Source organism: Metallococcus carri (assembly GCF_011440275.1).
In the GTDB taxonomy this organism is placed as follows: Bacteria; Actinomycetota; Actinomycetes; order Actinomycetales; family Dermatophilaceae; genus Metallococcus; species Metallococcus carri.
In genome coordinates this window covers 92,828-105,850 of the sequence record NZ_JAAOIV010000010.1, presented here as the reverse complement: position 1 = coordinate 105,850, position 13,023 = coordinate 92,828, and the positions used below count along the sequence as shown (strand labels likewise).

Here is a 13,023-nt window from a genome sequence, read left to right as displayed (position 1 = left end):
TCCGTGATCGTTTATGCCCACCGTGGCGCGCACGGCCCAGGCCGCCCGGAGAACTCCGCGGCCGCGTTGGCGGCCGCCGCCGACGAGGGGTGGGGCGTCGAATCCGACATCCGCCGCAGCCGCGACGGCGTGCCGGTGCTGATGCACGATCCGCTGATGTGGCGCCGCGGGCCGGTGTGGCCACGGGTGATGTCGGCCCGGCAGCTGGCTCGACACGAGGTGCCCACGCTGGCGAGCGTGCTCGAGCGGCCGGGCGTGCCGCTGTGCCTGGACCTGAAGGTGGTCGGGGTCTTCGACGCCGTGGTCGCGCTGGTGCGCGAGCTCAGTGCCACCGACCGGGTGCGGCTGGTGCATGACGACCTGGACGTGCTGGCGCAGCTGCACCAGCGCGCGCCCGACCTCCGGCTCATCCACGAGGCGCCGGTGTCGAGCATCGGCGAGCACCCGGCATACCTGCACAATCTCGCGCGGATCGGCGTGACCGGGCAGAACACCGGCGCGGACTGGTGGACGCGCGACGCGGTGCGCGCCGCCCACGACCTCGGCATCGAGGCGCACGGTTCGCTGGTGAACGACGCGCAGCGGCTGGCGCACGGACGGGCGGTCGGCCTGGACGGGCTGTGCACCGACCGGCTCGACCTGGCCGCCGAGCATGCTCAGGGGTGCAGCGCGTCGAACTCCGCCTCGGCGGCGGCGTCGTCGTCGACGTCCAGGCGCAGGTGACCCAGGATCGTCTGCACCACCCGCAGCACGGCGGAGGCCCGCACGCCCCATTCGGACAGATAGCTGAACTGCCACCACCACAGCGCCTCGACCTGACGGCCGGCGTCGAAATGAGCCAGGCCGTGCTCGAGCGCGGCGACGATGCCGGTGAGATCGTCCGACAGCGACCCGCGAGCCAGCTCGACCGAGGTGACCGGGTCGACGAGGTCGGTGTAGTCGTCGAGGCCCTCCAGCACATTGGCGAGCGCCTGGCGCAAGGGGTCCTGGTCGGCCTCGGGGCCGGGGTCGGGCTCGAACCGCTCGGCCGGCACGATGTCCTGCACCGCGCCGAGCCGGGCGCCGGTGGACTGCAGCTGCGCGGTGATGAGCAGCAGCAAGGGCAGGGCGGTCTCCGGCTCGCTGCCAGCGGCAATCTCGCGGACCGCGGTGACGAAAGCCTTTGAGCCCTGGGCGGTTTCGACGGCAAGGCCGCCCCAGTCGTTGATCACCTCAGACATGCTGCAGCACCTTCCGTCCCTCGATCGCACGCCCGAGGGTGACCTCGTCGGCATACTCCAGATCGCCCCCGACGGGCAGCCCGGACGCGAGCCGGCTGACCGTCACGCCCACGTCGCGCAGTTGGCGGATGAGGTATGCCGCGGTCGCCTCGCCCCGGATATTCGGATTGGTGGCGATGAGCACCTCGTCGATGTTCTCGTCGGTGAGCCGGCGCAGGAGCTCCATGACGTGCAGGTCGTTCGGGCCGATGCCCTCCATCGGGTCGATGGCGCCGCCGAGCACGTGGTAGCGGCCCTTGAACTCGCGCGCCTTCTCCATCGCCATGACGTCCTTGGGCTCCTCGACGACGCACAGCAGCCGGGCGTCGCGGCGCGGGTCGGCGCAGATGCGGCATTCGGGACCTTCGGCGACATTGAAGCAGCGCTCGCAGAAGCGCACCTTGGCCTTGACGACCTTGAGCACTTCGGCCAGCCGCTCGACATCGGCCGGGTCGGCGGCCAACAGGTGGAAGGCGATCCGCTGCGCCGATTTCGGGCCGATGCCGGGCAGCCTGCCGAGCTCGTCGATCAGGTCCTGGACCACGCCTTCATACACGCGCTCCAGGCTACGGCCTCGCGGTGACGGCGTGGGTCAGGGCGTCAGTGGGCGCGTTCGTTGTACCCGTCGGCGCGCTCCTGGCCAGACAGCGCCGCGATCGCGTCCATCACCTCGTCGGTGAGTTCGCGGCGGGCGCGGCCGGTCGGCATACCGTCGAAGCGGCCTTCGACCTGGATGGGGGCACCGAAGCTGACCGTGAACGGTGCGCGAGTCAGGCGGTTGGTGCCGACCGGCTGGACGTTCTGGGTGCCGATCAACCCGACCGGCACGATCGGGACGCCCGCGGTGAGTGCGAGGTGGGCGACGCCGGTGCGGCCGCGGTAGAGGCGGCCGTCACGCGACCGGGTGCCCTCGGGGTAAATGCCGAACGCTCGTCCTTCGCGCAGCACCTGCAGGGCGATCTCCAGCGAGTGCTGCGCGGCCTTGGAGTCGTCCCGGTCGACCGGCACCATGCCCATCGAGGTGAACCACGCGCGGGTCGCCGTGCCCTTGATGCCGGTGCCGGTGAAGTAGTCGGATTTGGCCAGGAAGACGACCTGCCGCGGAGCGACCATCGGGATCACCAGACTGTCCACGAAGGACAGGTGGTTGGCGGCGAGCAGCACTCCCCCGGTCGCGGGGATGTTGTCGACCCCGTGCACGGTGGCGCGCAGATAGGTCCGCGCGAGGGGACCGACCACCATCCGGGTCGTGAGGTAGAGCATCATTCGCGCCGATCGTCGATCACCTGGGCGCCGAGCACCTCGGACAGCACGGGCAGGCCGACCGCGCCGAGGTCGTCGACGGTTTCGTCGTCGAGCGAACCCTCTTCGTCTGGGCCTTCGCCGTATGCCGAGTGCTCCGGTGCCGCGGCAGGGGGCGTCTGTCGGTCACTGCGGGCGGGTGGCGTTTCGCGAGGATCTGGTGACGTTTCGCGAGGATTTGGTGACGCTTCGCGGGGATTTAGTGACGTTTCGCGAGGATTTGGTGACGTTTCGCGGGGATTTAGTGACGCTTCGCGCGGATCTGGTGACGTTTCGCGGGCCCAGGCGGGGGCGTCGGTGGCCGGGGCTTCGGTCCAGGCTGGGGCGACGTCCGCACCGCGACCTACTTCGTTCGAGCCGCGACCTGCTGCGTCCGCGCCGCGACCTGCCTGATCCGAGCCGCCGCCCTGCTCGGCGCGCGCCGGCACAGGATCACCGTCGGTGTCGTCGGGCGCCGACGGACCCGAGCGAGCGGCCGGTGAGTCAGCGCTGGAGCGCACGCCGTTCGGCATACCGACGCGGTCGCGCCAGCCACCCTGCCTGGGCGTGGCTTCGGCCGAACGTTCCTGCGGCGCGGCTTGGGCGCGCGAGCTCTCGCCCCACCCGCTGGAGGATTGCTCGGGCTGCTGCGCCGGCGCCGGGCCGTCACCGCTGCGGGCGGCCACCCGCACGTCGAGGCCGAGCGCCTCGTTGACCGCCTGCCGGATCACTTCGGGGTTGGGGTCGGTCGAGATGCGTTCGGCCAGGCCCGCGCTGCTCGCGCCGAGCGTCAGCACCTGGCCGTCGAAGGCCACGACATGCGCGTGCTGGCTGAGCAGGCTCCAGGTCACCTTGCGGATGCGGCCGATCCGCTCGAGGATCTGCGGCCACTCCCGGCGCAGCTCATCGACCCCAAGACCACCGCGCGTCGGAACCGGTGCGACCGGCTCGTCGGTCACCGGCTCGGGACCGGGCATATCCCGCGGGCCACCGGACGGGGCGACCGCGGTGTCGGGCGACGGCTCGGGCCGATCGGGTGCGCTCGGGCGTTGCTCCTGCGAGGCGGCCGGCTCGGTGCCGGTGGGCTCCTGCGCCGCCGGTGGCCGTGACTCGCGCTGCGGCGATGGCGGCTGCGCGGGCTGCGAGTGGTCGGGCTGCGGCTGCTGCGGTTGGCGGGCCGGGTCGGGCTGAGTGCGAGCCGGCGCCGATGTCGATTGGCTGCGGTCGGAGATGTCGAGACGTCGCTCGACGCGGTCGAGGCGAGCGGCATACCCGTGCTCACCGGAGGCAGCCGGCAGCAGGATCCGCGCGCAGATGAGTTCGAGTTGCAGACGCGGGCTGGTCGCGCCGGTCATCTCGGTGAGACCGGTGTTGGCGATATCCGCCGCACGGGACAGCTCGCCGGGACCGAAGGCACCCGCCTGGGTGCGCATGCGGTCGAGCTGGTCCTCGGGCACGCCGCGCAACACCGCGGCCGCACCGTCGCGCACCGCGGCTACGACGATCAGATCACGCAGTCGCTCCAGCAAGTCTTCGACGAAGCGGCGCGGGTCGTGCCCGGACTCGACGACCTTGTCGATCTGCTGGAAGACACTGGCGCCGTCGCCCGCGGCGAGGGCGTCCACCGTGGCGTCCAGGAGCGCACCGTCGGTGAACCCGAGCAGGGCCGCGGCTCCGGCATACGTCACTCCGTCCTCACCGGACCCGGCGATCAGCTGGTCGAGCACGGACAGCGAGTCACGCACCGACCCGCCACCCGCGCGGGTGACGAAGGACAGCACGCCCGGCTCGACCGCGACGCCCTCGCTCGCGCACAGCTGCTCCATGTAGTCCGCGAGGCGCTGCGGAGGCACCAGCCGGAAGGGGTAGTGGTGGGTGCGCGAGCGGATCGTGCCGATGACCTTCTCCGGCTCGGTGGTCGCGAAGATGAACTTCACGTGCTCCGGGGGCTCTTCGACGATCTTGAGCAGGGCGTTGAAGCCCTGGCTGGTGACCATGTGGGCTTCGTCGATGATGTAGATCTTGTAGCGGCTCTGAGCCGGTCCGTATGACGCCCGCTCGCGCAGGTCGCGCGCGTCGTCGACACCGCCGTGGCTGGCCGCGTCGATCTCGATCACGTCGACGGTGCCAGAACCGTTGCGGGACAACGCGATACACGACTCGCAGGTGCCGCACGGGGTGGGCGTGGGGCCCTGCTCGCAGTTGAGGCAGCGGGCGAGGATGCGGGCGCTGGTGGTTTTGCCGCAGCCGCGCGGACCGCTGAAGAGATAGGCGTGGTTGACCCGGCCGGTGCGCAGCGCCTGCATCAGGGGTTCGGTGACATGCTCCTGCCCGATGACGTCGGCAAAGGTCTCCGGCCGGTAGCGGCGGTACAGGGCGGTGCTCACCCCCAGAACTCTAGGCGGGTGGCCCGACATCCGGCAGGGGCACCTGTTGACGGCGCACTTCGTGGGCGCACTGAGAGACGGGGTCCCCGCGAAGTATTCGGAGGAGCGCAGCGGGGGAGAAACTTCGTGGGCGCGCTGAGAGACCGAGGTCCCCGCGAAGTATCGGAGCGACGAAGGAGCGGAGAACTTCGTGGGCGCACTGAGAGACGGGGTCCCCGCGAAGTATCGGAGCGACGAAGGAGCGGAGAACTTCGTGGGGTGTAAGGACCCCTCGCGCACCTGGAAGAGCTCACCTGCCCTTGCTGCATTCCTGCCCTGGGGGAGTTCAGTGAGGTACCACCGCACGAGGGGTCTGCACCCAGGATAGATCACCGCGCGCCGCGACTCGAACCGGAGCCGGCGTCGGCCATCGACCTCATTTTGGGCGGCCGCGCCGCGTCGGGGTACGATCTCGGGCGCGCCAGGAGGATTCGCATAGTGGCCTAGTGCGCACGATTGGAAATCGTGTTGGGGATGAAACCCCTCGCGGGTTCAAATCCCGCATCCTCCGCCAGCCAAGAACCGACCCGAGCAGGTATGCCGGGTCGGCTCTTGCCTTGTGCGCGCACGTCGCCTTGGGTGGGCACCGGACGGCGCCCGCGTCGGCATACGCCATAACGATCTGGACCGACTGGTGGGTGATATTCGGTTCGCCCGCGCGCGCGAGGTAACGTCACGGTGACCCGCCCGCCTCACGACCTTCCCAGGCCTATGACGTCGAGTTCCCTTCGCACCGCCGCGGCTGCCTGCGCCGTGGCGATTGTGCTGCCCGCGCTGGCGGCCTGCGGCGGCGACGCCAAGCCCACGAAGACCTCCAGCCAGGTCTGCCCCACCAGCCTGCCGAAGCCGTCGATGAAGATCCCGCTGTCGTTGGTCTACCTCAACGTCTACAACGCGAGCAGCACCGCGGGCCTGGCGTCCAGCGCGTCCGCCGAGCTGAGCTGGCGCGGGGCGCACGTGCTGAAAACCGGCAACGACCCCAACCCGGACGAGCGCCCGACGCCGCGCGCGGCCGAGATCCGCTACGGCAAGGGTGGCCGGCAGATCGCGCTGACCCTCGCCGGCCAGGTGCAGAACGCCGTGCTCTACGACGACGGCCGCACCAACCCGACCGTCGACCTCGTGCTCGGCGACTCCTTCAAACTCGTGCCTCTGCCCCCACCACCGCCGGCGCAGGTGAAGGTGAACGTCTACAACACGACCTACCGCGCGGGGCTGTCCGGCCAGGTCGCCGGGCTGCTCAAGAGCCGCGGGTTCACCATCGGTCGCAACGGCAACGATCCGCTCGCCACCTTCCTGCCCGACGACGTCGCGATCATCCGGTATGGCGAGCACGGCGAGCCTGCCGCTCGACGAGTTGGGTTGCAGCTCAAGGGAGCTCGCCTGGTGAAAGACGGCCGCAAGGACACCTCGGTGGACCTGGTGCTCGGCAACAAATATGCCGACCTCGTCCCCACCGCGCAGGCCACGCCGACCCCGGTGCCGTCACCGACCAAGCCGGCCGGCTGCAAGTAGTCCGCCCAGCACGAGCCGGGCCGGGGCGCGCGAGGCGACCCGGCTGCGGCATACGGCAGGAAAGTCAGCGGCGGCGGCGGGCGGTCCCGAAGATGCTGCGGGTGATCTCGCGGCCGAGGGCGGTGCCGGCCGAGCGCATCATCGATTTGAACGCGGTGGACTGCACGACCTGCTGCACCATCCCCGGCTCGGGCTTGGCGGCCTGGGCCGGCGGCTGGGCGGGAGCGGGCGCCGCTGGGTCACCCGGGGCCGGCGCGGGTGCCCCCTGCAGCTTGGCGTTGAGCATCTCGTATGCCGATTCGCGGTCGACGGCCTGACCGTATTTGCCCTGCAGCGAGGACGCCGAGACGATCTGGTCCACCGTCGCCTCCGGTGAAGGCGCCATCAGCGAGCGCGGCGCGATCATCCGGGTCCACGCGACCGGGGTCGGCGCACCCGACTCGGACAGCACGGTGACGACGGCCTCGCCGATGCCGAGCTGGGTGAGCAACTGGGTGAGGTCGTAGTCGCTCTTGGGGAAGGTCGACACCGTCGCCTTGAGCGCCTTGGCGTCGTCCGGGGTGAAGGCGCGCAGCGCGTGCTGCACCCGGTTGCCGAGCTGAGCCAGGATGTCGTTCGGGACGTCCTTGGGGGTCTGGGTGACGAAGAAGATGCCGACGCCCTTGGAGCGGATCAGCCGCACGGTCTGCTCGATCGACTGCAGGAACGCCGTCGACGCGTCGTTGAAGAGCAGGTGCGCCTCGTCGAAGAAGAAGACCAGCTTGGGCTTGTCGACGTCACCGACCTCGGGCAGGTCGTGGAAGAGGTCGGCCAGCAGCCACATCAGGAAGGTCGAGAAGAGCGCCGGCTTGTCCTGCACTCCCGGCAACTCCAGGCAGGTGATGACGCCCTTGCCGTCCGGGGTCGTGCGCAGCAGGTCGGCGGTGTCGAACTCGGGCTCGCCGATGAACACATCCGCACCCTGGTCGCTGAAGGCGATGAGCTGACGCAGGATGACGCCCGCGGTGGCCGAGGACAGCCCACCGAGGCCCTTGAGGTCGGCCTTGCCCTCGTCCGAGGTCAGGTAACCGATGACCGCCTGCAGGTCCTTGAGGTCGAGCAGCGTGAGCCCGCGGCTGTCGGCATAGTGGAAGATCAGCCCGAGGCTGGACTCTTGAGTTTCGTTGAGCCCCAACACTTTTGACAGCAAGGTCGGGCCGAAGGACGTGATCGTCGCCCGCACCGGCACACCCTTGCCCTGGCCGCCGAGGGACAGGAACTCGGTGCTGAAGGCTTGCGGCTGCCAGTCCTCACCGATGTCCTTGGCGCGCGCGGTGATCTTGTCGTTCGGCTCACCGGCGGTGGCGATGCCGGACAAGTCACCCTTGATGTCGGCGAGGAAGACCGGCACGCCATTGCTCGCCAGTTGCTCGGCCATCAGCTGCAGGGTCTTGGTCTTGCCGGTGCCGGTCGCGCCGGCGACCAGGCCGTGCCGGTTCATCATCGACAGCGGCAGACGCACCTTCGCGTCGGGATAGGCCGTCCCGTCGGCCACGGCGGCGCCGAGGTCGAGGGCTGCACCGTTGAATCCGTAACCGCTCTTGATCGTCTCGATCTGGCTGGGGGCTGTGGAATCACTCACGGTCGGGAGAATAGACCGCTGCGCCTGCCGGACGCATCGGCTCGCGCAGGTAGCATGCCTCGCGTGATCTTCAAGGCCGTCGGCGAGTCGCGCCCCTACCCGGACCACGGGTTGGAGAGCAACGAGCAGTGGAAGTCGATCACGCCGCGTCAGGTCCGGCTCGACGAGCTCACCACCACGCGCCGGACCCTCGACCTGGCCTCTTTGCTGTCGGAGGACTCCACCTATTACGGCGACATCTTCGCTCACGTGGTGTCCTGGCACGGCGAGCTCTACCTCGAGGACGGTCTGCACCGGGCGGTGCGAGCAGCGCTCCAGCAACGGTCGACGATGCACGCTCGCGTGCTCACCCTCTAGGCCGTCATGAAGTACGCGCAGGAGACCGGCCTCAGCCACGCGCGCAAACGTCGCCAGCGCCGGTCGATCACCATCTTGATCATCGTCGCCGTGCTTGTCGGCGGTGGATTCGGGTATGCCGTGGCCTACACGGCCGGTCTCGTTCCCGGGAGCGCCCTGCCGACCGTGCCGGCCAGCTGCAAGGTGACCCCGACGAAGTCGCCGCAGGCGGCCGCGGTGCTCAATGTCTACAACGCGGCCAAGGCGCAGGGCCGGGCCGGTGAGACCGGTCGCGCGCTGTCCTCGCGCGGCTTCCAGGTCGGGGTGGTGAGCAACGACCCCTACAAGATGAAGCTCACCGGCTTCGGTCAGATCCGCTTCGGTCCGAAGGGCGCGGCCTTCGCCAAGCAATACGTCCAGCCGCTCGCGTCGCAGGCGACGCTGATGCAGGACGGCCGCGACGACACCTCGGTCGACCTCGTCCTCGGCGACCAGTTCGCGCCGATCCCGTCCATGTCCCCGACGCCGTCGCCCACCATCCCCGGCTGCTGACTCGTTTTGGCGGCGCCAATCCCCGTCAGGTATGGTCTCCGGCGGTGGCGTGTCCGAGCGGCCTAAGGAGAACGCCTCGAAAGCGTTTGTGGGTTAACCCCCACCGAGGGTTCAAATCCCTCCGCCACCGCCACGCGAAATCCGCGTGAGAACCCGCTGTTCGCACCCATTGCGAAGCGCGGGATCTCACGCGGATTTCTCTGTCGGTGGCGACCCCGGCGCGTCGCACCGGCATACCTGGCAGGCTGCTCGCCGTGGACCTCAACGCCGACGTCGGCGAGTCCTTCGGACCGTGGGCCCTCGGGGACGACCAGGCCCTGATGCCGCTCATCACCTCCGCCAATGTCGCCTGCGGATTCCACGCGGGCGACCCGGCCACGCTCGTGCGCACCTGCCGCGCGGCCGTCGAGCACGGCGTCATCATCGGTGCGGCCGTCGGCTACCGCGACCTGGCCGGCTTCGGCCGACGCTTCCTCGACGTCTCCCCTGAAGACCTGTATGCCGATGTGCTCTACCAACTCGGCGCGCTCGCCGGGCTCGCCCGCGTCGCCGGGTCGGTGCTGCGCTATGTCAAACCGCACGGAGCCCTCGCCAGCGCCGTCGTCGACCACGAGGTGCAGGCGTCCGCCATCGTGACCGCGATCCGCGACTTCGACCGGGAGCTTGCGGTCCTCGGCCAGGGTGGCTCGATGCTGCACGAACTTGCCGAGGAAGCCGGATTGCGCACAGTGCGAGAGGGTTTCGCCGACCGCGGCTACCTGCCGAGCGGGAGGCTGGTGCCGCGCGGCGACGCCGGATCGGTGCTGCAGGACCCCGACCAGATCGCCGCTCGCGCCGTCCGCCTGGCGACCGAAGGCACCATCGTCGCGGTCACCGGCGACTTGGTCGACCTCACCATCGACTCGATCTGCCTGCACAGCGATTCGCCGAGTGTCGTCGCGGTCGCGCGGCAGGTGCGCACCCTGCTCGACGCCGAAGGAGTCCCCGTCGCGCCCTTCGCCAGCTGAGACCGCCCGCAGCGACGCGGGGGTGACAGCACGGCGCCATACACTGCGCTGGTGTCCGAGCAAGAAGTGCATCACCGCAGCGAGGCCGACGAACTCGTCACCGCGCTCCTCACCGCATCACGGGTGCTGGTCGGGGTGTCGGCACGGTCGCTCGCCGGCGTCGCCGACACACTCACCGTCACCCAGTTCCGCTGCCTGGTCGTGCTGTCCAACACCGGCACGGTCCGCCTCAACCAGTTGGCCGACGCCCTCGGCGTCAACGCGTCCACGGCCCTGCGCACCGTCGACCGGCTGATCGCCCAGGATCTGGTGGACCGCAAGGAGAATCCCGCCAACCGGCGCGAGGTGCTGATCACCCTCACCCCGACCGGCGCGGCCGTCGTGCACGATGTCACCGAGCGCCGCCGAGCCGACATCGGCGGCATCGTGCGACGTATGCCGGTCACCCGGCGCCGCGAACTCATCCGCGCCTTGCGCACGTTCAGCGATGCGGCGGGTGAGCCGGAGGCCGCGCCGAGCACGCCCTGGTGAACGCCTTCAATCCTCGGCGCGTGACCGCCGGCGGGCCCGGAAGAACTCAGTGAGCAGCTGAGCACATTCGGCGTTGCGCACTCCACCCTCGACCACCAGTTTGTGCGGGCTGCGGTTGGTCGCCACGACATCCCACGCGCTGCCGCACGCGCCCGCCTTGGCGTCCCACGCACCGAAGACCACCCGCCCGATCCGCGCCTGCATCACCGCTCCGGTGCACATCAGGCACGGCTCCAAGGTGACCACCAGCGTGCACCCGTCCAACCGGTAGTTGCCGTGCGTGGCCGCGGCGTCCCGGATCGCGACGATCTCGGCGTGCGCCAGCGGGTCCGCACCCTCGACCCGGCGGTTGCGACCGCGGCCGATCACCACGCCCTCGGCATCCAACACCACCGCTCCGACCGGCACGTCATCGTGCGCGAGCGCGGCCCGGGCCTCTTCGAGCGCGAGGCCCATCCATTCGGCATACAAGGGGGTCGCGGCAGGCACCCGTAGAGTGTCCGCCATGCGCGTCGAGGTCGCCAATCATCCGCTGATCGCCCACAAGCTCACCTACCTGCGGGACAAGCGGACCGACAGCCCCACCTTCCGGCGGTTGACCGAGGAGCTGGTGACCCTGCTGGCCTACGAGGCGACCCGCGATGTGCGCGTCGAACCGTTCGCCATCGAGACGCCGGTGGCGGCGACGCAGGGCATCAAACTCAGCTCGCCCAAGCCGCTCATCGTGCCGATCCTGCGCGCCGGTCTGGGCATGCTCGAGGGCATGGTGCGGCTGCTGCCGAGCGCGGAGGTCGGTTTCCTCGGCATGCAGCGCAACGAGGAGACGCTCGAAGCGATCACCTACGCCAACCGGCTGCCGGACGATCTGTCCGGTCGCCAGTGCTATGTCATCGACCCGATGCTCGCCACCGGCGGCACCCTGGCGATGGCGATCCGCTACCTGGTCGAGCGGGGCGCCGATGACATCACCGCCGTCACCCTGCTCGCCGCGCCTGAAGGCATCGAGGCGGTCGACCGGGCCCTGTCCGATCTGTCCGTGCCGATCACCCTGGTCACCGGCGCGATCGACGAACATCTCAACGAGCAGGGCTATATCGTGCCGGGGCTCGGCGACGCGGGCGATCGCCTCTACGGCGTCGTCTGAGGTATGCCGTCCGCGGCTGCGGGTGCGGTCATCCGGCCCATCGAGCGAACGTCCCGCGCGAGCAGCGTCGCCAGGCAGACCACGCCGAACATCGGGCCGGCGATCTGCAGGACTTGCTGCGGCGAGTACACGGCGGCGAGCCAGCCGAAGATCAAGGTGCCGGCCGGCAGGGCCATATAGGACCCGAGCATGTCGTAGCTCGTCACCCGGGAGAAGACCTTGGGTGGGATGCGCTCCATCATCGCGAGCATCCACCCGGCGTTGAACAGTTCCATGCCGGCACCGGAGATCACGAAGAGCGGGACCAGCAACTGCGGCCGGGGGTCAGCGCCCAAGAAGTACAGGGGGACCGCGACGGTCGAGATGCCGAGGACGCCGAAGCGCAGGGGCCGGGTGATCCGCACTCGCAGCAGCGCCAGGCCCATGAGCAGCATGCCGGCCGACTCCGCGGCCAGGGCCCAGCCCCAGCCGGGGATGCCCAGGCGCGGGTCGTTCTTGGCGATCGTTGGGCCGAGCACCGCCATCGCACCGACCTGGATCGCATTGGCCAGGCTGGCCGCCGCGACGACGACCCACAACCAGGTGCGCGAGCTGAACTCCGACCAGCCGGCGCGCAGGTCGCGCAGCATCGACTCACCGCTGGCTTCGGCGGGTGGCAGCCGCACACCGAGCAGCAACAGCACTGACACCACGGTCAGGCCGGCGTCGAAGACGAACGACCACGCCGGTCCACCCGCAGCGACGAGCAGCGCGCCGAGCACGGGGCCGATGAGCTGAGTTCCGTTGCGGGTCAACGACATCAGCGCGTTGGCCTGCTGCAGGAGTGAGGTGGGGACGATCTGCTGGACGATGCCCATGGATGCCGGCATCGCGAAGGCCGAGGCGGCGCCGGTGGCCGCGCCGAGCAGAGCGAGCAGGGGCACGGTGGCGGTGTCGGTGAACAGCGTCAGCGCGAAGATGCTGAGCACCACCACGTTGACCACGCGGGTGCCCTGCAGCAGCACCCGGCGGTTCATCCGGTCCGCGACGACGCCGCCGAGCATCACGCACAGCACGTTGGCACCCATCTCGGCGGCCATCACCAGGCCCAGTGACGAGGCGCGATTGCTCACATGCAGCACCGCGAAGGCCAACGCCACCGGCGTCATCATGCTGCCGACGACATTGGTGAGCGTTGCTAAGTAGTAGCGGCGGAAGTTGGTGTGCCGCAATGCGTCCAGCGCGCGCGGAGCGGCCCCTGGCTGCTCCGTCTCCTTTGCTTCCGCCGCTGACACAGGCCAAGCAAACCCACGGCGGGGGTCGGGGTCAAGGAGTTTGCGACACACCCAGACGAGAACTTTACCTAGTCACA

At 69.8% G+C, this 13,023-nt stretch carries 14 protein-coding genes, 2 tRNA genes and 1 other RNA gene; 9 read left to right on the top strand and 8 right to left on the bottom strand.

Features of this window, described 5'->3' with window-relative positions; translation table 11 throughout:
• Positions 1-3 precede the first annotated feature (3 nt).
• Positions 4-723 (top strand): glycerophosphodiester phosphodiesterase, encoded by a 720-nt coding sequence (locus tag G9U51_RS13475; protein WP_166197442.1) that lies wholly within the window; start codon positions 4-6, stop codon positions 721-723.
• Here G9U51_RS13475 and G9U51_RS13470 read toward each other — a convergent pair.
• The 5 genes from G9U51_RS13470 to ffs all read right to left on the bottom strand — a co-directional run bounded on the left by G9U51_RS13470 (position 657) and on the right by ffs (position 5,283).
• Entirely contained in the window at positions 657-1,220 is a 564-nt protein-coding gene (locus tag G9U51_RS13470; protein ID WP_166197441.1) for a DUF5063 domain-containing protein, read from the bottom strand. The genes G9U51_RS13475 and G9U51_RS13470 overlap by 67 nt on opposite strands.
• Positions 1,213-1,815 (bottom strand): recombination mediator RecR, encoded by a 603-nt coding sequence (recR, locus tag G9U51_RS13465; protein ID WP_166197440.1) that lies wholly within the window; start codon positions 1,813-1,815, stop codon positions 1,213-1,215. Before recR ends, G9U51_RS13470 begins: the two co-directional genes overlap by 8 nt.
• Positions 1,816-1,859: 44 nt before the next feature.
• Positions 1,860-2,525 (bottom strand): lysophospholipid acyltransferase family protein, encoded by a 666-nt coding sequence (locus G9U51_RS13460; protein ID WP_407941442.1) that lies wholly within the window; start codon positions 2,523-2,525, stop codon positions 1,860-1,862.
• Positions 2,522-4,957, bottom strand: a complete 2,436-nt coding sequence (locus G9U51_RS13455; RefSeq protein ID WP_166197439.1) for a DNA polymerase III subunit gamma and tau — start codon at positions 4,955-4,957, stop codon at positions 2,522-2,524. The genes G9U51_RS13460 and G9U51_RS13455 overlap by 4 nt, the downstream gene beginning before the upstream one ends.
• A 229-nt stretch (positions 4,958-5,186) precedes the next feature.
• An RNA gene (gene ffs, locus G9U51_RS13450) (signal recognition particle sRNA small type) lies at positions 5,187-5,283 on the bottom strand.
• Between the two features lie 107 nt (positions 5,284-5,390).
• Between ffs and G9U51_RS13445 the strand changes: the two genes are divergently transcribed.
• Together G9U51_RS13445 and G9U51_RS13440 are read left to right on the top strand one after the other, a co-directional pair.
• Positions 5,391-5,480: transfer RNA gene (locus tag G9U51_RS13445), tRNA-Ser, on the top strand.
• 197 nt (positions 5,481-5,677) lie between these two features.
• Positions 5,678-6,481, top strand: coding sequence for a LytR C-terminal domain-containing protein (locus tag G9U51_RS13440; protein WP_166197438.1), 804 nt, complete (start codon positions 5,678-5,680; stop codon positions 6,479-6,481).
• A gap of 64 nt (positions 6,482-6,545) precedes the next feature.
• Here G9U51_RS13440 and G9U51_RS13435 read toward each other — a convergent pair whose 3' ends face one another.
• Entirely contained in the window at positions 6,546-8,102 is a 1,557-nt protein-coding gene (locus G9U51_RS13435) for a helicase HerA-like domain-containing protein (protein WP_166197437.1), read from the bottom strand.
• Positions 8,103-8,165: 63 nt separating this feature from the next.
• On the opposite strand from G9U51_RS13435, the gene G9U51_RS13430 reads away from it, so the two are divergent.
• The 5 genes from G9U51_RS13430 to G9U51_RS13410 all read left to right on the top strand — a co-directional run bounded on the left by G9U51_RS13430 (position 8,166) and on the right by G9U51_RS13410 (position 10,528).
• Positions 8,166-8,459, top strand: a complete 294-nt coding sequence (locus tag G9U51_RS13430) for a type II toxin-antitoxin system VapB family antitoxin (RefSeq protein ID WP_166197436.1) — start codon at positions 8,166-8,168, stop codon at positions 8,457-8,459.
• A gap of 6 nt (positions 8,460-8,465) precedes the next feature.
• Positions 8,466-8,990 carry a LytR C-terminal domain-containing protein gene (locus tag G9U51_RS13425; protein WP_166197435.1) on the top strand — a complete coding sequence of 175 codons (525 nt, stop codon included), beginning with the start codon at positions 8,466-8,468 and terminating at the stop codon, positions 8,988-8,990.
• Between the two features lie 43 nt (positions 8,991-9,033).
• Positions 9,034-9,123 (top strand) — tRNA-Ser (locus G9U51_RS13420).
• Positions 9,124-9,196: 73 nt separating this feature from the next.
• Positions 9,197-9,997 (top strand): LamB/YcsF family protein, encoded by an 801-nt coding sequence (locus tag G9U51_RS13415; RefSeq protein WP_328823474.1) that lies wholly within the window; start codon positions 9,197-9,199, stop codon positions 9,995-9,997.
• 51 nt (positions 9,998-10,048) lie between these two features.
• Positions 10,049-10,528: a MarR family winged helix-turn-helix transcriptional regulator gene (locus G9U51_RS13410; protein WP_166197434.1), complete on the top strand. Its 480-nt coding sequence runs from the start codon at positions 10,049-10,051 to the stop codon at positions 10,526-10,528.
• 6 nt (positions 10,529-10,534) lie between these two features.
• Here the strand turns inward: G9U51_RS13410 and tadA are convergent, their stop codons facing one another.
• On the bottom strand, positions 10,535-10,984 hold the full coding sequence (gene tadA / locus G9U51_RS13405) for a tRNA adenosine(34) deaminase TadA (RefSeq protein WP_166197527.1): 450 nt from the start codon (positions 10,982-10,984) through the stop codon (positions 10,535-10,537).
• 49 nt (positions 10,985-11,033) lie between these two features.
• Here tadA and upp point away from each other — a divergent pair, with 49 nt between their 5' ends.
• Positions 11,034-11,672: a uracil phosphoribosyltransferase gene (gene upp / locus G9U51_RS13400; protein ID WP_166197433.1), complete on the top strand. Its 639-nt coding sequence runs from the start codon at positions 11,034-11,036 to the stop codon at positions 11,670-11,672.
• Here the strand turns inward: upp and G9U51_RS13395 are convergent.
• Positions 11,657-12,946, bottom strand: coding sequence for an MFS transporter (locus G9U51_RS13395; protein ID WP_166197432.1), 1,290 nt, complete (start codon positions 12,944-12,946; stop codon positions 11,657-11,659). The genes upp and G9U51_RS13395 overlap by 16 nt on opposite strands.
• Positions 12,947-13,023: the final 77 nt, after the last annotated feature.